Annotated in this window: 18 protein-coding genes and 8 pseudogenes; 20 read left to right on the top strand and 6 right to left on the bottom strand. The window is 53.6% G+C overall.

Annotated elements, in window-relative coordinates:
• Positions 1 to 710: 710 nt before the first annotated feature.
• From RHN82_RS13325 to fghA, 6 genes are all read left to right on the top strand, one after another.
• Complete coding sequence (locus tag RHN82_RS13325) at positions 711 to 1,007, top strand: helix-turn-helix transcriptional regulator (RefSeq protein WP_017384073.1); 297 nt, start codon at positions 711 to 713, stop codon at positions 1,005 to 1,007.
• Positions 1,008 to 1,543: 536 nt separating this feature from the next.
• A protein-coding gene (locus RHN82_RS13320) for an IS1 family transposase (RefSeq protein ID WP_223479951.1) occupies positions 1,544 to 2,241 on the top strand; the annotation gives its coding sequence in 2 pieces (ribosomal slippage) (positions 1,544 to 1,793 and positions 1,793 to 2,241; 699 coding nt in all).
• Between the two features lie 113 nt (positions 2,242 to 2,354).
• Complete coding sequence (gene frmR / locus RHN82_RS13315; protein WP_017384071.1) at positions 2,355 to 2,630, top strand: formaldehyde-responsive transcriptional repressor FrmR; 276 nt, start codon at positions 2,355 to 2,357, stop codon at positions 2,628 to 2,630.
• 34 nt (positions 2,631 to 2,664) lie between these two features.
• Positions 2,665 to 3,774: an S-(hydroxymethyl)glutathione dehydrogenase gene (frmA, locus tag RHN82_RS13310; RefSeq protein ID WP_017384070.1), complete on the top strand. Its 1,110-nt coding sequence runs from the start codon at positions 2,665 to 2,667 to the stop codon at positions 3,772 to 3,774.
• A gap of 43 nt (positions 3,775 to 3,817) precedes the next feature.
• Entirely contained in the window at positions 3,818 to 4,216 is a 399-nt protein-coding gene (locus RHN82_RS13305) for a VOC family protein (RefSeq protein ID WP_012561111.1), read from the top strand.
• A gap of 64 nt (positions 4,217 to 4,280) precedes the next feature.
• Positions 4,281 to 5,117 carry an S-formylglutathione hydrolase gene (fghA, locus tag RHN82_RS13300; protein ID WP_012561110.1) on the top strand — a complete coding sequence of 279 codons (837 nt, stop codon included), beginning with the start codon at positions 4,281 to 4,283 and terminating at the stop codon, positions 5,115 to 5,117.
• Between the two features lie 27 nt (positions 5,118 to 5,144).
• Here fghA and RHN82_RS13295 read toward each other — a convergent pair.
• The 4 pseudogenes from RHN82_RS13295 to RHN82_RS13280 form a co-directional block, all read right to left on the bottom strand.
• Positions 5,145 to 5,297: pseudogene (locus RHN82_RS13295) on the bottom strand (resolvase); the annotation flags it as partial.
• Positions 5,298 to 5,411: 114 nt separating this feature from the next.
• Positions 5,412 to 5,688, bottom strand: a pseudogene (locus RHN82_RS13290) (IS3 family transposase); the annotation flags it as partial.
• Between the two features lie 16 nt (positions 5,689 to 5,704).
• A pseudogene (locus RHN82_RS13285) lies at positions 5,705 to 6,781 on the bottom strand (IS110 family transposase).
• Between the two features lie 272 nt (positions 6,782 to 7,053).
• Positions 7,054 to 7,922: pseudogene (locus RHN82_RS13280) on the bottom strand (IS3 family transposase); the annotation flags it as partial.
• An 81-nt stretch (positions 7,923 to 8,003) separates the two neighbouring features.
• Between RHN82_RS13280 and RHN82_RS24565 the strand changes: the two are divergent.
• The 3 genes and pseudogenes from RHN82_RS24565 to tnpC all read left to right on the top strand — a co-directional run.
• Positions 8,004 to 8,324 (top strand): annotated as a pseudogene (locus tag RHN82_RS24565) (IS66 family insertion sequence element accessory protein TnpB); the annotation flags it as partial.
• Positions 8,321 to 8,671, top strand: coding sequence for an IS66 family insertion sequence element accessory protein TnpB (gene tnpB / locus RHN82_RS13275; RefSeq protein ID WP_016151369.1), 351 nt, complete (start codon positions 8,321 to 8,323; stop codon positions 8,669 to 8,671). The pseudogene RHN82_RS24565 and the gene tnpB (RHN82_RS13275), both read left to right, overlap by 4 nt.
• A gap of 30 nt (positions 8,672 to 8,701) precedes the next feature.
• Positions 8,702 to 10,294: pseudogene (gene tnpC, locus RHN82_RS13270) on the top strand (IS66 family transposase).
• Positions 10,295 to 10,493: 199 nt separating this feature from the next.
• On the opposite strand, the pseudogene RHN82_RS13265 reads toward tnpC, so the two are convergent.
• Together RHN82_RS13265 and RHN82_RS13260 are read right to left on the bottom strand one after the other, a co-directional pair.
• Positions 10,494 to 10,778 (bottom strand): annotated as a pseudogene (locus RHN82_RS13265) (copper-binding protein); the annotation flags it as partial.
• A 56-nt stretch (positions 10,779 to 10,834) separates the two neighbouring features.
• A complete protein-coding gene (locus tag RHN82_RS13260; RefSeq protein ID WP_022649395.1) occupies positions 10,835 to 11,803 on the bottom strand; it encodes an IS5-like element IS903B family transposase in 969 nt (322 codons plus the stop codon).
• Positions 11,804 to 11,956: 153 nt separating this feature from the next.
• Between RHN82_RS13260 and rclA the strand changes: the two genes are divergently transcribed.
• From rclA to tnpB (RHN82_RS13200), 11 genes and pseudogenes are all read left to right on the top strand, one after another.
• Positions 11,957 to 13,282: a reactive chlorine resistance oxidoreductase RclA gene (gene rclA / locus RHN82_RS13255; RefSeq protein WP_007896426.1), complete on the top strand. Its 1,326-nt coding sequence runs from the start codon at positions 11,957 to 11,959 to the stop codon at positions 13,280 to 13,282.
• Positions 13,283 to 13,459: 177 nt separating this feature from the next.
• Entirely contained in the window at positions 13,460 to 13,735 is a 276-nt protein-coding gene (locus RHN82_RS13250; protein WP_000179213.1) for an IS1-like element transposase, read from the top strand.
• Positions 13,654 to 14,155: pseudogene (locus RHN82_RS24560) on the top strand (IS1 family transposase). Before RHN82_RS13250 ends, RHN82_RS24560 begins: the two are co-directional and overlap by 82 nt.
• A gap of 370 nt (positions 14,156 to 14,525) precedes the next feature.
• Positions 14,526 to 15,047 (top strand): RNA polymerase sigma factor FecI, encoded by a 522-nt coding sequence (gene fecI, locus RHN82_RS13235; protein ID WP_016151347.1) that lies wholly within the window; start codon positions 14,526 to 14,528, stop codon positions 15,045 to 15,047.
• Entirely contained in the window at positions 15,044 to 15,997 is a 954-nt protein-coding gene (fecR, locus tag RHN82_RS13230) for a ferric citrate uptake sigma factor regulator FecR (protein ID WP_023304425.1), read from the top strand. Before fecI ends, fecR begins: the two co-directional genes overlap by 4 nt.
• Positions 15,998 to 16,083: 86 nt before the next feature.
• The gene (gene fecA / locus RHN82_RS13225) at positions 16,084 to 18,408 is read left to right on the top strand and encodes a TonB-dependent Fe(3+) dicitrate receptor FecA (RefSeq protein ID WP_022652364.1); all 2,325 of its coding nucleotides are present in this window, start codon (positions 16,084 to 16,086) and stop codon (positions 18,406 to 18,408) included.
• 44 nt (positions 18,409 to 18,452) lie between these two features.
• Positions 18,453 to 19,355, top strand: coding sequence for a Fe(3+) dicitrate ABC transporter substrate-binding protein FecB (gene fecB, locus RHN82_RS13220; protein WP_007898890.1), 903 nt, complete (start codon positions 18,453 to 18,455; stop codon positions 19,353 to 19,355).
• Positions 19,352 to 20,350, top strand: a complete 999-nt coding sequence (fecC, locus tag RHN82_RS13215; protein WP_004118243.1) for an iron-dicitrate ABC transporter permease FecC — start codon at positions 19,352 to 19,354, stop codon at positions 20,348 to 20,350. Before fecB ends, fecC begins: the two co-directional genes overlap by 4 nt.
• Positions 20,347 to 21,303, top strand: a complete 957-nt coding sequence (gene fecD, locus RHN82_RS13210) for a Fe(3+) dicitrate ABC transporter permease subunit FecD (RefSeq protein ID WP_004118246.1) — start codon at positions 20,347 to 20,349, stop codon at positions 21,301 to 21,303. The genes fecC and fecD overlap by 4 nt, the downstream gene beginning before the upstream one ends.
• Entirely contained in the window at positions 21,304 to 22,071 is a 768-nt protein-coding gene (gene fecE, locus RHN82_RS13205) for a Fe(3+) dicitrate ABC transporter ATP-binding protein FecE (RefSeq protein ID WP_004152282.1), read from the top strand.
• Positions 22,072 to 22,124: 53 nt separating this feature from the next.
• Positions 22,125 to 22,463, top strand: a complete 339-nt coding sequence (gene tnpB / locus RHN82_RS13200) for an IS66 family insertion sequence element accessory protein TnpB (RefSeq protein ID WP_028018554.1) — start codon at positions 22,125 to 22,127, stop codon at positions 22,461 to 22,463.
• The last annotated feature ends 19 nt before the right edge of the window (positions 22,464 to 22,482 follow it).

The raw sequence follows: 22,482 nt of genomic DNA, 5'->3' as shown, positions 1-22,482 counted from the left end.
GAATTGAAGCAATGAAAACATTAATGTGTTTGTTGTGACTAGCTGCAGGGGCCTGGAAGAAATTCCAAAGCCTGACAAACCGGAACAGGGCTTGCTCTGCTCCGGTTTTATCCAGTTCATCTTGAAGCCCTTGTTTTTGTTACATATCCCTGCTCACTCTTTCAGCCATTGTTAAGCTTCTTGTGTGTAATCTGCGAATAATACGGATGCAAAATTGATGCAATGGATTATACATACCTACAGCGCACGTTACGCTGAGCTGAATCGAATTTCAGAGAACGTTCTTCGCTATTACCCTGCCCAGCCAGTTGAACACATTTTATCATCCGGCCCCGAGAGTGACATGTTCTCTGCCTGGTACAGCCTTCATCAGAGTCAAACTAGACGTTATTTACAGGCAAAAGAAGACAGCTACAGAGCTTAAGTCTGACATTATTCGTGGCTGTGTCTGCCTTCGGAGTTTTCAGCTTATCCCGATAACAGCGGTTTTGAAAAATTGACGTTTTTTACACCGGTACATTGCCCGAACGCAATCTCCCCCGTAGCGAAATACCGCCCCGCAGAAAATCGTCCATGCTCGGCATGCCCCTGGAACATCAGCATCTTTTCAATAAAGGTTTTACAGCCTATAGTCTGTATAACACAAAATACACCTTACCTGCTGTATTACAGGGCGGTACTCCCTACTCAGTCTGCGAGGCAGGTCACTTATGAATAATCAGTTCCCGATAAAAACGCTGAACCAGCTCAGACCTGTGCTAATCGGGTTTCGCAAAATCAAGGGCTTCACGCAAAAAGATGTGTCTGAGAGGCTTGGCGTAACGCAGCAAACCTATGCCCGCCTGGAAGCAAACCCTGCTAGCGCCAGTATTGATCGTCTGTACAAGGTATTCAGTATTCTGGGCGTAGAAATAACGCTGTCATCTATTTCCCCTTCACCCTTCATTTCCCACACAGAGATGAGGGGGGCATTTGACAGCACTCCCGCCAGACGGGAGAAATGGTGACTATTAGAAGTTTGCTAGTTTTGTCGAATGACGCCAACTACATGTCCGCATCCATCGAGTAGTGGCTTCAAGCCACGATTGTCACTGCCTCCGCTGCCTTTTTCCAGTAACTCTCTCCTTTTAATTCTAATATTTAGGGGTGTCAACGCAAAGCAGAAACGGCACCTTCTTTGCGAGACAGAAATGACCTGTGATTGCCTGGCCGATTTATGGCAGCTAAGTGCGAGAAGCGGATATAGCGAATTCGCCATTGTACGGGATTAGCAGGTTTACTGAAGCAACCTGCGATGGCGTTATGGCAATAGTCAGTCCCCTGTCCAGTCGGCATAGGTGGCCACCTCGTCACCGCCGGGGATAAACTGATTGAAGCCTCCGCGCAAAATCACTTATTCTTTTCCGTTAATAAAATGCAGGAGCAAAGTCATGACTGGCGAAATTCGTGGGCGAGGCAGGCCACGAAAAACAGAGAGTACCTATACAGGGTAAGGGTGCCAACTTACTGATTTAGTGTATGATGGTGTTTTTGAGGTGCTCCAGTGGCTTCTGTTTCTATCAGCTGTCCCTCCTGTTCAGCTACTGAAGGCGTGGTGCGTAACGGTAAAAGTACTGCCGGACATCAGCGCTATCTCTGCTCTCACTGCCGTAAAACATGGCAGCTACAGTTCACTTACATCGCCTCTCAGCCCGGTACACACCAGAAAATTATTGATATGGCCATGAATGGCGTCGGATGTCGCGCCAGTGCACGCATTATGGGCGTTGGCCTCAACACGATTTTACGACACTTAAAAAACTCAGGCCGCAGTCGGTAAACTCACGCATACAACCGGGCAGTGACGTTATTGTTTGCGCGGAAATGGACGAACAGTGGGGTTACGTCGGCGCTAAATCACGCCAGCGCTGGTTGTTTTACGCGTATGACAGGATACGGAGGACGGTTGTGGCGCACGTATTCGGTGAACGCACGTTGGTCACGCTGGAGCGTCTTCTGGGCCTGCTGTCGGCCTTTGAGGTCGTGGTATGGATGACGGATGGCTGGCCGCTTTATGAATCACGCCTGAAGGGAGAACTGCACGTTATCAGCAAGCGATATACGCAGCGCATTGAGCGGCATAACCTGAATCTGAGGCAGCATCTGGCAAGGCTGGGCAGGAAGTCACTGTCTTTCTCAAAATCGGTGGAGCTGCATGACAAAGTCATCGGGCATTATCTGAACATAAAACACTATCAGTAAGTTGGAGTCATTACCGGTGCTCTGATATATTTATTATACTATAGTGGGGTATGTGTTGATCTTAATGTAATACTCCCCTATAGTATAAGAAATACAGAGCAGTGAGGTAAGCAATGCCCAGTACTCCTGAAGAGAAAAAAAAGGTCCTAACCCGGGTTCGCCGTATCCGGGGTCAGATTGATGCTCTGGAAAGAGCACTTGAAAGTGGCGCTGAATGCCGTTCCGTTCTCCAGCAAATCGCCGCCGTCCGGGGCGCCGCTAACGGACTGATGGCAGAGGTGCTGGAGAGCCACATACGGGAAACCTTTGACCAGAATGACAGCTACAGTCATGAAGTCAGTAAATCAGTTGACGATACGATTGAGCTGGTTCGTGCCTATCTTAAATAGGTGAGGCCATTATTACATTGAGGATATATTACGTATGAAATCACGTGCCGCTGTTGCATTTGCACCAGGGAAGCCCCTGGAGATTGTTGAAATTGATGTTGCTCCGCCTAAAAAAGGCGAGGTGCTGATTAAAAACACCCACACAGGTGTCTGCCATACCGATGCCTTTACCCTCTCAGGGAATGACCCTGAGGGCGTTTTCCCGGTGGTTCTCGGCCACGAGGGAGCCGGTATCGTCGTTGAAGTTGGTGAAGGCGTCACCAGTGTGAAGCCGGGTGACCATGTTATTCCGCTCTACACCGCTGAATGCGGGGAGTGTGAATTCTGCCAGTCCGGTAAAACGAACCTCTGTGTATCGGTTCGCGAGACTCAGGGCAAAGGACTGATGCCTGACGGGACCACTCGCTTTTCATACAACGGTCAGCCTCTTTACCACTACATGGGATGTTCCACATTCAGTGAATACACCGTTGTGGCCGAGGTTTCTCTGGCAAAAATTAACCCGGAGGCGAACCATGAACACGTCTGCCTGTTGGGTTGTGGCGTGACTACCGGTATTGGCGCCGTCCATAACACGGCTAAAGTGCAGCCGGGCGATTCAGTTGCCATTTTTGGTCTGGGGGCAATTGGTCTGGCTGCGGTACAGGGGGCCCGTCAGGCAAAAGCGGGACGTATTATCGCTATCGATACTAATCCGACAAAATTTGACCTGGCCCGTCAGTTCGGGGCCACTGACTGCATTAACCCGAATGATTATGACAAACCGATTAAAGATGTTCTGCTGGATATCAACAAGTGGGGTATTGACCATACCTTTGAATGTATCGGTAACGTTAACGTCATGCGTGCAGCGCTGGAAAGTGCTCACCGTGGGTGGGGGCAGTCCGTTGTCATTGGTGTCGCAGGGGCCGGACAGGAGATTTCCACCCGTCCTTTCCAGCTGGTCACCGGGCGCGTATGGAAAGGTTCCGCGTTTGGCGGAGTAAAAGGCCGCACTCAGCTCCCCGGTATGGTCGAGGATGCCATGAAGGGGGATATTGACCTTGAGCCATTTGTAACCCATACGATGACACTGGATGAAATCAATGACGCCTTCGAGCTTATGCATGAAGGCAAATCTATCCGGACAGTGATTCATTACTGATCCCATCAGAATTTTAATCAACTCAAACTGAAGGAAGTGGAAAATGACAACTCCGGTAATTTCTGGTGACGGCATCTTTTCTCATGTGTTCATTGGCGCAGCCGATGTCGAGAAATCCTCCGCATTTTACGATGTCGTCCTGGGCACGCTTGGTATCAATAACCTCGGCCCGTTTGGCAACGGCTGGGTACTCTATGGCCGCGAAAAGCCGGCATTTATCATTGCCCGTCCGGGCAACGGTGAAGCACCTTCCGCTAACGGGGTGACTGTCGGCTTCGCTGCTGCCACCCCGGAAGAGGTTGATGCTTTCCATGCTGCCGGCCTTGCCGCCGGTGGAGCTGATGAAGGTCAACCTGGCCCGCGTGGTCACCTTCCCGGGGCCTATGCTGCCTACCTGCGGGATCCGGCGGGTAACAAAATCACGGCGTATACGTTTATCTGACGTCCGGATTTAAAGATACTTCCCCTGGCTTCGGTCAGGGGAAATAACCATGAGATAACGGCTGATGGAACTCATTGAGCAGCATGCCAGCTCTGGCGGCTGGCAAAACGTGTACCGGCATTATTCACAATCCCTTAATTGTGAAATGAATTTCGGTGTGTATCTTCCTCCCAAAGCAGTAACAGAAAAACTGCCGGTACTATACTGGTTGTCGGGCCTGACCTGTACTGAGCAGAATTTCATCACCAAATCAGGTATGCAGCATTATGCAGCCCGGCATAACGTCATCGTTGTTGTCCCGGATACCAGTCCCCGGGGTAATAATGTCCCGGATGCCGACAGTTACGATCTTGGCCAGGGGGCCGGTTTTTATCTGAACGCGACGGAACAGCCGTGGAATGTTCATTACAGGATGTATGACTATATTCTCAGAGAGCTTCCGGATGTCGTCATGAATCATTTTCCTGCAACGGCAAGAAAATCTATATCCGGTCATTCTATGGGAGGGCTGGGTGCTCTGGTGCTGGCTCTGCGAAATCCTGGTGAATATGTGAGCGTATCAGCATTTTCCCCGATAGTATCGCCTTCTCAGGTGCCATGGGGGCAACAGGCATTTAGCGCTTACCTGGGTGAAAACAGAAAAACGTGGGAAGCCTACGATCCAGTCAGCCTCATTTTACAGGGTGAAAAATTACCAGAAATCTTCATTGATCAGGGGCTGAGTGACGCCTTTTATGAAGAGCAACTGCGCACCAAAATCCTTGAGAGAGTATGCAATGAGATGAACCTCAATGCGTCGTTCCGATATCATACTGGATACGACCACAGCTATTATTTCATTTCCAGCTTTATTGGTGAGCACATTGCTTACCATGCCAACAGGCTCAGGCTGTCAGCATGAGTTGATTTCCAGCCTCAGAAAATGTGCTTAATTTTCAGGCCTGAACAGGGCCTGAACCCTGCAGACCTGAGATGTACTGTAACTGGTGGCTTCAGCAGTTTCTCTTATGCTCAGTTTCTTGACCTGTCGGTAATACAGAACTTTCTTATGTCGTTCCTGATCGGCCTGTTTGCCCCGGTGAATAGCCACGGATAATCTAGACACTTCCGAGCCGTTGATGGACTGACCCCGCCCCGGTAGACGATCCTGCCCTATAGTTTGGACTGACCCCACGCCTGTAGACAAATCCTGTCCTCACGACGAGGCCTGTTCGAAGGCCTCCGGACTGACGCCGCCGAGGTGGCTGTGGCGCCGGGACCGGTTATAGAAGACTTCAATGTAATCGAAGATCCGCCCGGGCCAGATCCCTGGTTTTATATATGCGTTTTCTGATCCGTTCTTTTTTCAGCGAACTGAAGAACGATTCGGCCACCGCATTATCCCAGCAGTTGCCACGCCGGCTCATGCTCGGCGCCAGGTTATTGGCCCGGTAGAAGCGCTGCCAGTCGTCACTGCCGTACTGGCTGCCCTGGACGCCCTTCTAAGAGTCAAGCTGTTATCGGGATACTGTTGATCCGCCTGTTTTGATTGCGCAGTAACGTGTAAACTTCGCGGGAGATATATCGCTTTAGACAGCGTATCGCTTCCATTTTTGTATGTCCTTCGGCTACACGCCTGGCGACATATTCCTTTGTTTTTGCGTCAGTTCGTAAGCGTCCGATGGCGATGATGTGAAGTGCACTATTTGCAGCACGATCTCCACCACGATTAAGTCGGTAACGGTTCGTTTTTCCAGAAGAAACGGGGACCGGGCTGACACCACACAGTGCCGCAAATCCTGATTCTGATCTTAACCGTTGAGGATTGTCTCCGGCAGTGATCAGCAACTGTGAAGCGCTTTCGTATCCGATAGCATTACGTTTAATCAGCTCAGGTGCCAACTCGTCGACAATTGCCGCAATCATGACATCCAGATCAGCGATTTCGTCATGTAACTCGAGATAGCGTCGGGCAAGGGACTTTAATGAAATGCGATAAACGTTGGTTACATTGCGGTATTCACTGGCATCAGGTCTCCAGGAACCCAGGGTCCTGATGAGCTGCATGCGCGTCATATTTCTGAGCTGTTCACGTAATTCATCCGGGGCAGAGATAATATTTGAATGGATAATCTGGAGAGCGACTCTGCGGGCTGATATTGCTGTTTTTCGGCAAGTTTTTAATACCCGCAGGGACTCAATCATGCCATCACGCGTTTTGGGAGTAACTGTCCTGATGCCTGAGAATGCTGCATGAGCGGCACATTCAGCATCAATTGTGTCACTTTTACCCCGTTTGCGTCGCTCCATCCGGTCTGGAGCAGTCACCTCAAGAACTTCTAACCCGGCGTTCTGAAAATAACGAAGCAAACCGGAACCATAGGTACCTGTGCACTCAACACCAATTCACTTTAATGTCCCAAACGAGGTCATCCATGCCAGCATCTGCCGGTAACCTTGTCGTGTTGTGGAGAAATACTGAGTCCCAAGGACTTTATTGTTCTGATCTACGACAGCGGCAACGTGCAAATCTTTATGTGTATCCACGCCACCCACAACGGCAGCTTCGGTAACTTTATCAACCATGACAGAGCTCCTGTGAGGAAACAGAGTTGAATCTCCAGACAGATAACCTGGACAGGACAGTAACGAGACAAGCCGTCAGGCCCTTCTTGAGTCACGCGCATCGGTGAGGAGATGCCTCGCATGAAGGCGCTTCCGGCAACCGACGGGTCCAGGGCAGGACACAAAAGGTCGATCGCTGTGTGAGTCAGGATGCGGGAAGGTCTTCACTGCATCAGTAATCACACCAATCTGGTTAAACGGCAAACTAAGTGGTGGTAAAGACTGACATCGGCATTATTACTATCGCTGTGGAACATCACCCCGACGGGCTTACCACGGGTTTCCCATGCCATTTCCAGTGCTTTCATGGTGAGCCTGCTGTCCGGCGAGAACGACATGGCCCAGCCCACTGGTTTTCTTGCGAACAGGTCGAGAACAACGGCGAGGTACGCCCAGCGCTTACCCGTCCAGATATAGGTCACATCACCGCACCACACCTGATTTGGTTCCGTTACGGCGAACTGTCGCTCAAGATGATTCGGGATAGCAACGTGCTCATGACCGCCACGCTTATACCGGTGAGTCGGCTGCTGGCAACTGACCAGCCCCAGCTCTTTCATGAGTCTGCCAGCAAGCCAGCGCCCCATCTGGTAACCTCTCTGGGTTGCCATTGTGGCGATGCTTCTTGCTCCGGCAGAGCCGTGGCTGATGCCATGCAGTTCAAGTACCTGACTGCGTAATACAGCCCGTCTGCCGTCTGGCTTTTCAGGACGGTTTTTCCAGTATTTGTAGCTGCTGCGATGAACCCCGAACACATGGCAGAGAGTGGCCACAGGATAACGCGCCCTGAGTTTCCCGATTATCGAGAACTGTTCAGGGAGTCTGACATCAAGAGCGCGGTAGCCTTTTTTAATATTTCATTTTCCATTTCAATACGTTGTAGCTTTTTCCTGAGCTCACGGATTTCAATTTGTTCCGGGGTAATGGGGGAGGCTTTTGGTGTTTTGCCCTGCCGTTCATCACGTAATTGTTTCACCCATCGCGTCATTGTGGAAAGGCCGACATCCATAGCGCTGGCTGCATCTGCCACGGTGTAGTTCTGGTCAACGACCAGTTGAGCGGATTCGCGTTTAAACTCTGCGCTGAAATTTCTTTTTTTCATTATGACACCTGTGTTGTTCTGAGGTGAGCATATCACCTCTGTTCAGGTGGCCAAATTCAGTAAACCACTTCATATCAGCCTGGAGCCTGTGTTGCCCGGTTGGCGCGGGATAATGGAATTAATGACAATCTGCTGTTTACCTGGCGCCAGCGTTACAGACATCTTCTGCCCGATGAAATACAACGGTCAATCAGAGAGCAAGACTCTGTTATCCCCGTTGTCCTGCCTGATATGGTCCTGTCACACCATGCTGAGCCGCACTATGAACCCGCCGCTCCAGCCTGCCGCGAGGCCATGACATGCGAGGTGACTGTCGGCGGTGCCAGCCTGCGTCTGTCCGGGGATTTATCACCTGCACTTCTGAAAACGCTGATCCGCGAGCTGAGCGGGAGGAGCCGATGATACCCTTACCGTCAGGCACTCGTATCTGGCTGGTTGCCGGGGTCACCGATATGCGTAAGTCCTTCAATGGTCTGGGCGAACTGGTCCAGCATGTTCTTGATGACAATCCGTTCTCCGGCCACCTGTTTATCTTCCGTGGTCGTAAAGGTGACACCGTGAGGATCCTCTGGGCTGATGCTGACGGTCTGTGTCTGTTTACCAAACGTCTGGAAGAGGGACAGTTCGTCTGGCCTGCTGTACGCGACGGCAAAATCGCCATCACCCGCTCACAACTCGCCATGCTCCTCGATAAGCTGGACTGGCGGAAACCTAAAACTGCACGCCTTAACTCACTGACGATGTTGTAAAAAGCGCATGACCGCATTATAAATGGGGTCATGAGTCAGGACTATCTCGCCCGTATCGCTGCGCTGGAAGACGCGCTTCGCCAGAAAGACAGCCAGCTCAGTCTCGTTGCTGAGACTGAGTCGTTCCTGCGTTCAGCGCTGGCCCGCGCAGAAGAGAAAATAGAGAACGAAGAGCGTGAAATAGAACATCTGCGGGCTCAGATAGAAAAACTGCGCCGAATGCTGTTCGGTACCCGTTCAGAAAAGCTACGCCGGCAGGTCGAAGAAGCCGAAGCCCTGCTGAAACAGCAGGAGCAGCAAAGCGATCGTTACAACGGCCGGGACAATGATCAGCAGGTTCCGCGTCAGTTGCGCCAGTCCCGTCATCGTCGCCCGTTACCGGAACATCTTCCCCGCGAAATAAACAGACTGGAGCCAGCTGAAACCAGCTGTCCTGGTTGCGGTAGTGATATGGCCTATCTCAGCGAAGTCAGCGCGGAGCAACTGGAGCTGGTCTCCAGCGCCCTGAAAGTGATCCGCACGGTCAGGGTGAAAAAGGCCTGTACCCGATGCGACTGCGTCGTTGAAGCGCCAGCGCCCTCACGTCCTATCGACCGGGGCATCGCCGGGCCGGGTCTGCTGGCCCGCGTGTTAACGGCCAAATACTGTGAACACCTGCCGCTGTATCGCCAGTGCGAAATCTTTGCCCGTCAGGGTGTGGATCTGAGTCGTGCGCTGCTCTCCAACTGGGTGGATGCGTGCTGCCGGTTAATGGCCCCGCTGGATGAAGCCCTCTACCACTACGTGATGGACTGCCGCAAACTGCATACGGATGACACTCCGGTGCCCGTGCTGGCGCCGGGCAGAAAGAAGACGAAAACCGGGCGTATCTGGACATATGTCCGTGATAACAGAAGCGCGGGTTCATCAGATCCGCCAGCGGCATGGTTCGCCTTCTCACCGGACCGACAGGGGAAACACCCTCAGCAACATCTTCGGCACTATCATGGCGTGCTGCAGGCAGATGCCTTCGCAGGGTACGACAGGTTGTTCAGCGCAGAGCGTGAAGGTGGCCCGTTGACAGAAGCGGCATGCTGGGCTCATGCGCGGCGCAAAATCCATGACGTCTATATCAGCACCCGGACGGCCACAGCAGAGGAGGCTCTGAAGCGCATCAGTGAGTTATACGCGATAGAAGAGGAAATACGCGGCCTTCCGGCATCTCAGCGGCTGGCCGCCAGACGGTCCCGAAGTTAACCGTTGCTGATATCCCTGCATGACTGGTTGGTGGAGAAAAGTGCCACTCTGTCGAAAAAATCCCGGTTAGGCGAGGCGTTCGCTTATGCACTGAACCAGTGGGATGCCCTGTGTTACTACTGCGATGATGGTCTGGCAGAGCCGGATAATAACGCTGCTGAGCGCGCGCTACGAGCGGTCTGTCTGGGCAAGAAAAACTACATCTTCTTCGGCAGTGATCATGGTGGTGAACGTGGTGCCCTGCTGTATGGTCTGATCGGAACGTGCAGGCTGAACGGTATCGATCCAGAGGGTTACCTTCGCCATATCCTGAGCGTATTGCCGGAGTGGCCCATCAACAAAGTGGCCGAACTGCTGCCATGGAACGTAGATCTCACCAATAAATAGCCGTCAATACGGCGCTCACTTAACGCTTACGTTCACCTGAGGTGTTTTTGTAGTTATCTGGCGTTACGTGACAGTGTTGGTCAGATACTTCCACCTCTTCAGAGTTAAAGTTTGATATATGGGAAAAAAACGCTCCCGGACGGGAGCGTAAGCCAGTGACTTCGGCGTCAAATGAGGGTCTGACAAGTGGAGCTGCGGGTTAATTCTGGGTGATCTGGCTGCGATGCTTTTCAGCCTGCTGCTGATGAATAACGGAAGATAGACCATTATTCGCCTTCTCATGCACAACAGCGGCTTTCTCATGCTCGTTCATTTCGGAAAATGGCTTAGCAGTTTCTTGGGTGTTCTCAGGTTTGGATTTCATCATTTTTTTATGCATTTCAGCCATGTCCTGATGGGCAGCAGAATTGCCGTTTTGCATCATTTCATGGGACATTGCGGCCTGATCGTGACCGCTCATATCCATCATTTTCATGCTCTCCCCGGCTTTGTTGAATAAATCAGATTTCGGGTAAGTCTCCCCCGTAGCGGGTTGTGTTTTCAGGCAATACGCACGCTTTCAGGCATACCTGCTTTCGTCATTTTGTTCAGCGCTCGTACCAGGGCCATAGCCTCTGCAACCTGACCATCGTAGTCACGCAGTGTCAGTGAACCTCCGAACAGCTGTTTTACCCGGTACATCGCCGTTTCCGCTATCGAGCGACGGTTATAATCTGTTGTCCATTTCCACCGCGCATTACTCCCGGTCAGCCGCTGATTCGCAACAGCACGGTTACGGTCTGCATATTCACCGGGCCAGTAACCCGCGCCTTTTCGGGGCGGGATAAGCGCGCTGATTTTCTTACGCCGCAGTTCATCGTGACAGAGCCGGGTGTCGTAAGCGCCGTCTGCCGATGCTGCCCTGATTTTTCTGTGAGTCTGCCGGATAAGACCCGGGAAGGCTTCTGAGTCCGTCACATTGTTCAGCGACAGGTCTGCACAGATGATTTCATGTGTGTTGCTGTCAACTGCCAGATGCAACTTTCGCCAGATACGGCGGCGTTCCTGGCCATGTTTTTTGACTTTCCATTCGCCTTCACCAAAGACCTTCAGCCCGGTGGAATCAATCACCAGATGCGCGATTTCACCCCGGGTGGGCGTTTTGAAACTGACATTAACCGACTTTGCGCGCTTGCTGACACTGGTGTAATCCGGGCAGCGCAACGGAACATTCATCAGTGTAAAAATGGAATCAATAAAACCCTGTGCAGCCCGCAGGGTCAACCTGAACACGCGTTTAATGACCAGAACGGTGGTGATGGCGAGATCAGAATAGCGCTGAGGTCTTCCCCGTGATGAAGGCGTTGCCGACTCATACCAGGCCTGAATAGCTTCATCATCCAGCCAGAAAGTTATGGAGCCACGGTTGATGAGGGCTTTATTGTAGGTGGGCCAGTTGGTGATTTTGAACTTTTGCTTTGCCACGGAACGGTCTGCGTTGTCGGGAAGATGCGTGATCTGATCCTTCAACTCAGCAAAAGTTCGATTTATTCAACAAAGCCAAACAGAAGCCACTGGAGCACCTCAAAAACACCATCATACACTAAATCAGTAAGTTGGCAGCATCACCTTTTGCGTCTATAGTCATGATGTCAAATGAACGCGTTTCGACAGGAAATCATCATGAATAAATATCAGGCAGTTATTATTGGTTTTGGCAAGGCTGGAAAAACATTAGCCGTCACGCTGGCAAAAGCAGGTTGGCGTGTGGCTCTCATCGAACAATCAAATGCAATGTATGGCGGGACCTGTATTAATATCGGCTGTATCCCAACCAAAACATTGGTTCATGACGCACAGCAGCACACAGATTTTGTCCGTGCCATACAGCGTAAAAATGAAGTGGTTAATTTTTTACGTAATAAGAATTTTCATAATCTTGCGGATATGCCCAATATCGACGTGATCGACGGCCAGGCGGAGTTTATCAATAATCATAGCCTGCGTGTTCATCGGCCTGAGGGAAATTTGGAGATTCATGGCGAGAAAATTTTTATTAATACCGGTGCACAAGCCGTGGTTCCGCCAATTCCTGGAATTACCACCACGCCTGGTGTATATGACAGCACCGGATTACTTAATCTAAAAGAATTGCCTGGGCATTTAGGTATTTTGGGCGGCGGATATATTGGCGTTGAGTTCGCCTCTATGTTCGCTAATTTTGGCAGCAAAGTAACCATTTTAGAGGCAGCTTCGCTGTTTTTGCCTCGGGAAGATCGGGATATTGCTGATAATATCGCGACGATTTTACGCGATCAGGGCGTCGATATTATCCTCAATGCCCATGTGGAGCGAATCAGTCACCATGAAAATCAAGTGCAAGTGCATAGCGAGCACGCCCAACTGGCGGTGGATGCACTGTTAATAGCTTCCGGTCGTCAACCGGCTACCGCTTCGTTACATCCAGAAAATGCCGGTATCGCAGTAAACGAGCGCGGGGCAATTGTCGTTGACAAGCGATTACATACCACCGCAGACAATATTTGGGCGATGGGAGATGTTACCGGCGGGCTGCAATTTACTTACATATCACTGGATGATTACCGCATTGTACGTGATGAGTTACTGGGTGAAGGCAAACGTAGTACTGATGATCGGAAAAATGTGCCTTATTCCGTATTTATGACACCGCCCCTGTCCAGGGTTGGTATGACAGAAGAACAAGCCAGAGAGAGTGGTGCTGATATTCAGGTGGTGACATTGCCTGTAGCTGCAATTCCGCGCGCCAGAGTGATGAACGATACCCGTGGGGTATTAAAAGCGATTGTTGATAATAAAACCCAACGTATATTAGGAGCATCACTGCTGTGTATTGACTCCCACGAGATGATCAATATAGTGAAAATGGTGATGGATGCCGGGCTGCCTTATAGCATATTACGCGATCAGATATTTACTCATCCGTCGATGAGCGAATCACTCAATGATCTATTTTCATTAGTCAAATAAACTCAAAATCAGACGCCAGAACAAATATTCTGGCGTCTCAGAGAAAAGAATCTTATTAATTCTCTGTTACTCTATAACTTCTTAATCACTTCATTGATGGTATTTTATATGTTTAAAAAATCGGTGATGCTGCCAACTTAATGATTTAGTGTATGATGGTGTTTTTGAGGTGCTCCAGTGGCTTCTGTTTCTATCAGCTGTCCCTCCTGTTCAGCTACTGACGGGGTGGTGCGTAACGGCAAAAGCACCGCCGGACATCAGCGCTATCTCTGCTCTCACTGCCGTAAAACATGGCAACTGCAGTTCACTTACACCGCTTCTCAACCCGGTACGCACCAGAAAATCATTGATATGGCCATGAATGGCGTTGGATGCCGGGCAACCGCCCGCATTATGGGCGTTGGCCTCAACACGATTTTACGTCACTTAAAAAACTCAGGCCGCAGTCGGTAACCTCGCGCATACAGCCGGGCAGTGACGTCATCGTCTGCGCGGAAATGGACGAACAGTGGGGATACGTCGGGGCTAAATCGCGCCAGCGCTGGCTGTTTTACGCGTATGACAGGCTCCGGAAGACGGTTTGCGCACGTATTCGGTGAACGCACTATGGCGACGCTGGGGCGTCTTATGAGCCTGCTGTCACCCTTTGACGTGGTGATATGGATGACGGATGGCTGGCCGCTGTATGAATCCCGCCTGAAGGGAAAGCTGCACGTAATCAGCAAGCGATATACGCAGCGAATTGAGCGGCATAACCTGAATCTGAGGCAGCACCTGGCACGGCTGGGACGGAAGTCGCTGTCGCTCACAAAATCGGTGGAGCTGCATGACAAAGTCATCGGGCATTATCTGAACATAAAACACTATCAATAATTTTGAGTCATTACCCAGTTAGCAATAACCCCCGCTTGCGGGGGCCATACCCACCAGGAGCAAACGCAGAAAGCCCGAGATACTTCTGCTGTACCGGGGGCTGGCGACATTTCAGGCAACACTCATAGTTGACATCCTCCCCGCCCTAAAGGGCGGGGAGGATGTCAATAATAGCAGACCACATCATGATGTCATTCTGACCGACAGATGCCAGAAGCAGAGGATCCATCCCATTTTATACCTACCTTATAACACTTAGAAAAACAACATGTTAAAAATGTTTATTGGAAACAATTTTATTTCCAATTGTAATGATAACCATTCTCATATTAATATGGCTACGTGATAATTAACTTTTGATGCACTCCGCATGTCTGACCGTGCCACTTCCACAGCTTCCTTAACGTTCGAGTCGCTTTATGGCACCCATCACGGCTGGTTGAAAAGTTGGCTGACGCGCAAACTCCAGTCTGCCTTTGATGCAGATGACATTGCCCAGGACACTTTTTTGCGGGTAATGAGCAGCGAAACGCTCTCGACGATCCGCGATCCTCGCTCTTTCCTGTGCACTATCGCCAAACGCGTGATGGTGGACCTGTTTCGCCGAAACGCGCTGGAAAAAGCGTATCTGGAGATGCTGGCGCTTATGCCGGAGGGGGTAGCGCCTTCACCTGAGGAACGCGAAAGCCAGCTCGAGACCCTACAACTCGTCGACAGCATGCTGGACGGGCTAAACGGAAAAACACGTGAAGCGTTTCTGCTTTCGCAACTGGATGGCCTGACATACAGCGAGATTGCGCACAAACTCGGTGTTTCCGTCAGCTCCGTGAAAAAATACGTGGCGAAAGCCGTCGAGCACTGCCTGCTGTTTCGTCTGGAGCATGGGTTATGAATCCTTCGTTAACCGATTCCCGCCGTCAGGCGCTGCGTTCAGCTTCCCACTGGTATGCCGTGCTAAGCGGCGAGCGCGTCAGCCCACAACAGGAAGCGCGCTGGCAACAGTGGTATGAACAGGATCAGGATAACCAGTGGGCCTGGCAGCAGGTTGAAAACCTGCGCAACCAGCTTGGCGGTGTGCCTGGCGACGTTGCCAGCCGGGCGCTGCACGATACCCGCCTCACCCGCCGTCACGTGATGAAAGGATTACTGCTGTTGCTCGGCGCTGGCGGAGGCTGGCAACTCTGGCAGTCGGAAACCGGCGAAGGTCTGCGGGCAGATTACCGCACCGCCAAAGGCGCAGTCAGCCGTCAGCAACTGGAAGATGACTCCCTGCTCACGCTGAATACCCAAAGCGCGGCGGATGTGCGTTTTGATGCGCATCAGCGCACCGTCCGGCTCTGGTACGGTGAAATCGCCATTACTACCGCGAAAGATGCGCAGCAACGCCCCTTCCGCGTCCTGACCCGTCAGGGCCAACTCACCGCTTTAGGGACAGAATTTACCGTCCGCCAGCAGGATAATTTCACGCAGCTTGACGTGCAGCAGCACGCCGTGGAAGTGCTTCTCGCCAGTGCCCCCGCGCAAAAACGCATCGTGAACGCTGGTGAAAGCCTGCAGTTCAGCGCCTCTGAGTTTGGCGCAGTGAAACCGCTGGATGACGAGAGTACAAGCTGGACGAAGGGCATCCTGAGCTTCAGCGATAAACCGCTGGGTGAGGTGATAGCCACGCTAAGCCGTTACCGCAACGGCGTGCTGCGCTGCGATCCCGCCGTTGCCGGGCTGCGCCTGAGCGGGACGTTCCCGCTGAAAAATACCGATGCGATCCTGAACGTTATCGCTCAAACGCTTCCCGTTAAAATTCAGTCTATTACGCGGTACTGGATAAACATTTCACCGCTGTAAGAAAAATAATTCTCATTTCGATTGTCCTTTTTACCCTTCTCGTTCGACTCATAGCTGAACACAACAAAAATGATGATGGAGAAGGTATGACGCCGTTACGCGTTTTTCGTAAAACAACACCTTTGGTTAACGCCATTCGCCTGAGCCTGCTGCCGCTGGCCGGTCTCTCGTTTTCCGCTTTTGCTGCACAGGTTGATATCGCACCGGGATCGCTCGACAAAGCGCTCAATCAGTATGCCGCACACAGCGGAATTACCCTCTCGGTTGACGCCAGCCTGACGCGCGGCAAGCAGAGCAACGGCCTGCACGGAGATTACGACGTCGAGAGCGGCCTGCAACAACTGCTGGACGGCAGCGGACTGCAGGTAAAACCGCTGAGAAATAACAGCTGGACGCTGGAGACCGCGCCCGCGCCAAAAGAAGATGCCCTGACCGTGGTCGGCGACTGGCTGGGCGATGCGCGTGAAAACGACGTATTTGAACATGCTGGCGCGCGTGACGTGATCCGCCGTGAGGATTTCGCCAAAACCGGCGCAACCACCATGCGTGAGGTGCTTAACCGCATCCCTGGCGTCAGCGCGCCGGAAAACAACGGCACCGGCAGCCACGACCTGGCGATGAACTTTGGCATCCGGGGCCTGAACCCACGCCTCGCCAGCCGCTCGACCGTCCTGATGGACGGCATCCCCGTCCCCTTTGCCCCTTACGGTCAGCCGCAGCTTTCACTGGCTCCCGTTTCGCTCGGCAACATGGATGCCATTGACGTGGTGCGCGGTGGTGGTGCGGTGCGTTACGGACCGCAGAGCGTGGGCGGCGTGGTGAACTTTGTTACCCGCGCCATTCCGCAGGACTTTGGTATCGAGGCGGGGGTGGAAGGTCAGCTCAGCCCAACCTCTTCACAAAACAACCCGAAAGAGACGCACAACCTGATGGTGGGCGGCACAGCGGACAACGGTTTTGGCACCGCGCTGCTCTACTCCGGCACGCGCGGCAGTGACTGGCGCGAGCACAGCGCCACCCGCATCGACGACCTGATGCTGAAAAGCAAATATGCGCCGAATGAGGTGCACACCTTCAACAGCCTGCTGCAATATTACGATGGTGAAGCCGACATGCCCGGCGGCCTGTCCCGCGCGGATTACGACGCCGATCGCTGGCAATCCACCCGCCCGTATGACCGCTTCTGGGGCCGTCGCAAGCTGGCGAGCCTGGGCTACCAGTTCCAGCCGGACAGCCAGCATAAATTCAACATTCAGGGGTTCTACACCCAAACCCTGCGCAGCGGCTACCTGGAGCAAGGCAAACGCATCACCCTCTCGCCGCGTATCTACTGGGTGCGCGGTATTGAGCCACGCTACAGCCAGAGCTTTATGATCGGCCCTTCCGCGCACGAAGTGGGCGTGGGCTATCGCTATGTGAATGAATCAACGCATGAAATGCGTTACTACACCGCCACCAGCAGCGGGCAGTTGCCGTCCGGCTCAAGCCCTTACGACCGCGACACGCGTTCCGGCACCGAGGCGCACGCCTGGTATCTGGATGACAAAATCGACATCGGCAACTGGACCATCACGCCGGGTATGCGTTTCGAACATATCGAGTCATACCAGAACAACGCCATCAAAGGCACGCACGAAGAGGTGAGCTATAACGCACCGCTTCCGGCGTTGAACGTGCTCTATCACCTGACTGATAGCTGGAATCTTTATGCAAACACTGAAGGCTCGTTCGGCACCGTACAGTACAGCCAGATTGGCAAGGCTGTGCAAAGCGGCAATGTGGAACCGGAAAAAGCGCGAACCTGGGAACTCGGTACCCGCTACGATGACGGCGCGCTGACGGCGGAAATGGGGCTGTTCCTGATTAACTTTAACAATCAGTACGACTCCAACCAGACCAACGACACCGTCACTGCACGTGGCAAAACGCGCCATACCGGGCTGGAAACGCAGGCACGTTACGACCTGGGTACGCTAACGCCAACGCTTGATAACGTTTCCGTCTACGCCAGCTATGCGTATGTGAACGCGGAAATCCGCGAGAAAGGCGACACCTATGGCAATCAGGTGCCATTCTCCCCGAAACATAAAGGCACGCTGGGCGTGGACTACAAGCCGGGCAACTGGACGTTCAATCTGAACAGCGATTTCCAGTCCAGCCAGTTTGCGGATAACGCCAATACGGTGAAAGAGAGCGCCGACGGCAGTACCGGCCGCATTCCCGGCTTCATGCTCTGGGGCGCACGCGTGGCGTATGACTTTGGCCCGCAGATGGCAGATCTGAACCTGGCGTTCGGTGTGAAAAACATCTTCGACCAGGACTACTTCATCCGCTCTTATGACGACAACAACAAAGGCATCTACGCAGGCCAGCCGCGCACGCTGTATATGCAGGGGTCGTTGAAGTTCTGATGTGTTAACGCCCGGCTTGCCGGGCTTTTAGCTGGAATGTGACTATGTTGGCATTTATCCGTTTTCTTTTTGCAGGCCTGCTGCTGGTGATCGGCCACGCCTTTGCCGCCACGGTTCAGGACGAACACGGCACGTTTACACTCGATAAAACGCCACAACGGATTGTGGTGCTGGAACTCTCGTTCGCCGATGCGCTGGCCGCCGTGGACGTCAGCCCGATCGGTATTGCCGACGATAACGATGCAAAACGCATCCTGCCCGAAGTGCGTGCGCACCTGAAACCGTGGCAGTCCGTCGGAACGCGCGCGCAGCCGAGCCTGGAAGCCATTGCTGCCCTGAAACCAGACCTGATCATTGCCGACAGCAGTCGCCATGCGGGGATTTACACTGCCTTGCAGCAAATCGCGCCGGTACTGCTGCTTAAGTCCCGCAACGAAACCTACGCTGAAAATTTGCACTCAGCGGCTATCATCGGCGAAGTGGTAGGTAAAAAACGAGAGATGCAGGCGCGTCTGGAACAACATAAAGAGAAGATGGCGCAGTGGTCCAGCCAGCTTCCCACAGGGACACGCGTGGCCTTTGGCACATCACGCGAACAGCTATTCAACCTGCATACCCAGGAGACCTGGACCGGCAGCGTGCTGGCTTCTCTGGGGCTGAACGTTCCCGCTGCGATGGCGGGCGCGTCCATGCCGTCCATCGGCCTGGAGCAACTGCTGGCGGTCAATCCTGCCTGGCTGCTGGTTGCCCACTATCGCGAAGAGAGCATTGTTAAACGCTGGCAACAAGATCCGCTCTGGCAGATATTAACCGCCGCGCAGAAGCAGCAGGTTGCTTCAGTCGACAGTAACGCCTGGGCGCGGATGCGCGGTATTTTTGCCGCAGAGCGTATTGCCGCTGACACGGTAAAAATCTTCCACCATCAGCCGCTTACCGATGTGAAATGACCGCGCTAAAACACCCGGTGCTGCTGTGGGGGCTTCCCGTTGCAGTACTTATTATTATTTTCTGGCTGAGTCTGTTTTGCTACTCGGCCATTCCTGTTTCCGGAGCAGACGCAATCCGCGCCCTGCTGCCTGGACACACGCCAACGCTACCAGAAGCGCTGGTGCAAAACCTTCGTTTGCCGCGAAGCCTGGTCGCCGTTCTGATCGGCGCAAGCCTGGCGCTCGCGGGCACGCTGCTGCAAACCCTGACCCACAACCCAATGGCCTCTCCTTCACTGCTCGGCATTAACAGCGGCGCGGCGCTGGCTATGGCGCTTACCAGCGCGCTGAGTCCGACGCCGGTTGCAGGCTATTCCCTGTCGTTCATCGCGGCATGCGGGGGCGGCGTGAGCTGGCTGCTGGTCATGACCGCAGGAGGCGGGTTTCGTCATACCCAGGACAGAAACAAACTGATCCTCGCGGGTATCGCGCTGTCGGCCTTTTGTATGGCCCTGACCCGCATCACCCTGCTGCTGGCCGAAGATCATGCTTACGGCATCTTTTACTGGCTGGCAGGCGGAGTGTCCCACGCCCACTGGCAGGATGTCTGGCAGCTCTTGCCGGTGGTGGTCACTGCAGTCCCTGTCGTGTTGCTGCTGGCGAATCAACTGAACCTGCTCAACGTCAGCGACAGTACCGCCCATACGCTGGGAGTGAACCTGCCGAGACTACGTTTGATCATCAATATGTTAGTGCTGCTTCTGGTTGGCGCGTGCGTCAGTGTGGCAGGTCCGGTGGCGTTTATCGGCCTGCTGGTGCCACATCTGGCGCGCTTCTGGGCAGGCTTCGATCAGCGCAACGTACTGCCGGTGAGCATGCTGCTGGGGGCCACGCTGATGCTGATGGCAGATGTACTCGCACGCGCGCTGGCCTTCCCCGGCGATCTGCCCGCAGGCGCAGTGCTGGCGCTGATTGGCAGTCCTTGCTTTGTCTGGCTGGTGAGGAGGCGAGGATGAAAATTGCGCTGGTCATTTTCATCACCCTTGCCCTGGCAGGTTGTGCGCTGTTATCACTCCATATGGGGGTGATCCCCGTGCCGTGGCGCGCGCTGCTGACCGACTGGCAGGACGGACGCGAGCATTATTATGTATTGATGGAGTACCGACTGCCGCGCTTGCTGCTGGCACTGTTTGTCGGTGCAGCCCTCGCCGTGGCGGGCGTGCTGGTACAGGGGATTGTGCGTAACCCGCTAGCATCACCGGATATTCTCGGCATTAACCATGCCGCCAGCCTTGCCTCTGTGGGAGCACTGCTTCTTATGCCATCACTATCCGTGATGGTGCTGCCGCTGCTGGCCTTTGCGGGCGGTATGGCGGGGTTGATCTTGCTGAAGATGCTGGCAAAGACCCACCAGCCGATGAAGCTGGCGCTCACCGGCGTGGCGCTTTCCGCCTGCTGGGCGAGCCTGACGGATTACCTGATGCTCCTGCACCCGCAGGATGTAAACAGTGCCCTGCTGTGGCTGACGGGTAGCTTATGGGGGCGCGACTGGCACTTTGTGAAGATTGCCGTGCCGTTGCTCATTCTGTTTTTGCCGCTGAGCCTGCGCTTTTGTCGCGATCTCGACCTGCTGGCGCTGGGCGATGCACGAGCAGCCACGCTCGGCGTGTCGGTTCAGCGCACCCGGTTCCAGGGGCTGATGCTGGCTGTCGCGATGACAGCAACCGGCGTGGCCGTCTGTGGCCCGATAAGTTTTATTGGTCTCGTCGTGCCGCACATGGTGCGCAGGATCGCCGGCGGGCGTCACCGCTGGCTGATGCCCGTTTCGGCCCTGACGGGCGCGTTGTTGCTGGTCATTGCCGATCTGCTGGCACGAATCATTCATCCGCCGCTGGAGCTTCCGGCAGGCGTGCTGACCGCCATTATCGGCGCACCGTGGTTTGTCTGGCTGCTTGTGAGAATGCGATAAATGAGATTACGTACTGAAAATCTGACCGTCAGCTATGGCGCACAAACCGTGCTGGATGGACTTTCTCTCGCCCTGCCTGCCGGAAAAATCACGGCCCTGCTCGGCCCTAACGGTTGCGGGAAATCGACGCTGTTGAACTGTTTTTCTCGCCTGTTAACACCAGACTCTGGCGAGATATTGCTTGATGAAAAACCCATAGCCGGTTTTTCCGCCCGCCAGCTGGCTCGCCGCCTGGCTTTACTGCCGCAACACCATTTATCCCCCGAGGGGATCACTGTACGGGAACTGGTTTCCTACGGCCGCAGCCCGTGGCTGTCGTTGTGGGGGCGACTCTCCGCGGAAGACAACGAGCGGGTCAACGTGGCAATGAGTCAGACCCGGACGCGCAATCTGGCTGACCGCAGGTTAACCCAGCTTTCCGGCGGCCAGCGCCAGCGTGCGTTTCTGGCGATGGTGCTGGCACAGGATACCCCACTCATTCTTCTTGATGAGCCTACGACCTACCTCGATATCAATCATCAGGTTGAACTGATGCGCCTGATGGTTGAACTCAAAAGGCAGGGGAAAACCGTAGTGACGGTACTCCACGATCTGAATCAGGCCAGCCGCTATTGCGATCATCTGGTGGTACTGGCAAGCGGTCGCGTGATGGCGCAAGGTGCTCCGGAAGCAGTGATGAAACCAGAGCTTCTAAAGACGGTGTTCAGCGTAGAAGCGGAAATCCATCCCGAACCGGTATCTGGCAGACCCATGTGTGTGGTGAAGTAGTCTGGCGAAGTCATAAGGATCATCACAGGACAGATAAAGGAAGTGATAACCACCTGCCAACAGGCACCAAAATCTGGCTGGTTGCCGGTATCACCGACATGCGCAACGGCTTCAATGGTCTCGCCGCAAAGGTGCAGACGATGCTGAAAGATGACCCGATATCCGGCCATGTCTTCATCTTCCGGGGCCGCAGCGGCAGTAAGGTCAAACTGCTGTGGTCCACCGGCGACGGGCTGTGCCTGCTGACCAAACGGCTGGAACGCGGCCGCTTCGCCTGGCCCTCTGCCCGCGATGGCAAAGTGTTCCTGACCCCGGCGCAGCTGGCAATGCTTCTGGAAGGCATCGACTGGCGGCAGCCTAAAAGACTGCTTACGTCCCTGACCATGTTGTAGGCCTCTTTATCCTGGTTGT

Origin of the sequence: Enterobacter cloacae complex sp. EB5, from assembly GCF_031432835.1 — a bacterium.
GTDB lineage: Bacteria > Pseudomonadota > Gammaproteobacteria > Enterobacterales > Enterobacteriaceae > Enterobacter > Enterobacter hormaechei_C.
The sequence above is the reverse complement of the archived record's forward strand: the minus strand, read 5'-3'. Positions and strand labels throughout refer to the sequence as shown.

Bases quoted from the DNA above. Each gene is read 5' to 3' on its own strand.
- rclA (WP_007896426.1), top strand. From the start codon at position 11,957: ATGAATAAATATCAGGCAGTTATTATTGGTTTTGGCAAGGCTGGAAAA.
- fecA (WP_022652364.1), top strand. From the start codon at position 16,084: ATGACGCCGTTACGCGTTTTTCGTAAAACAACACCTTTGGTTAACGCC.
- fecI (WP_016151347.1), top strand. From the start codon at position 14,526: ATGTCTGACCGTGCCACTTCCACAGCTTCCTTAACGTTCGAGTCGCTT.
- frmR (WP_017384071.1), top strand. From the start codon at position 2,355: ATGCCCAGTACTCCTGAAGAGAAAAAAAAGGTCCTAACCCGGGTTCGC.
- RHN82_RS13325 (WP_017384073.1), top strand. From the start codon at position 711: ATGAATAATCAGTTCCCGATAAAAACGCTGAACCAGCTCAGACCTGTG.
- fecD (WP_004118246.1), top strand. From the start codon at position 20,347: ATGAAAATTGCGCTGGTCATTTTCATCACCCTTGCCCTGGCAGGTTGT.
- fghA (WP_012561110.1), top strand. From the start codon at position 4,281: ATGGAACTCATTGAGCAGCATGCCAGCTCTGGCGGCTGGCAAAACGTG.
- frmA (WP_017384070.1), top strand. From the start codon at position 2,665: ATGAAATCACGTGCCGCTGTTGCATTTGCACCAGGGAAGCCCCTGGAG.
- RHN82_RS13305 (WP_012561111.1), top strand. From the start codon at position 3,818: ATGACAACTCCGGTAATTTCTGGTGACGGCATCTTTTCTCATGTGTTC.
- fecC (WP_004118243.1), top strand. From the start codon at position 19,352: ATGACCGCGCTAAAACACCCGGTGCTGCTGTGGGGGCTTCCCGTTGCA.
- fecB (WP_007898890.1), top strand. From the start codon at position 18,453: ATGTTGGCATTTATCCGTTTTCTTTTTGCAGGCCTGCTGCTGGTGATC.
- fecE (WP_004152282.1), top strand. From the start codon at position 21,304: ATGAGATTACGTACTGAAAATCTGACCGTCAGCTATGGCGCACAAACC.
- tnpB (WP_016151369.1), top strand. From the start codon at position 8,321: ATGATACCCTTACCGTCAGGCACTCGTATCTGGCTGGTTGCCGGGGTC.
- fecR (WP_023304425.1), top strand. From the start codon at position 15,044: ATGAATCCTTCGTTAACCGATTCCCGCCGTCAGGCGCTGCGTTCAGCT.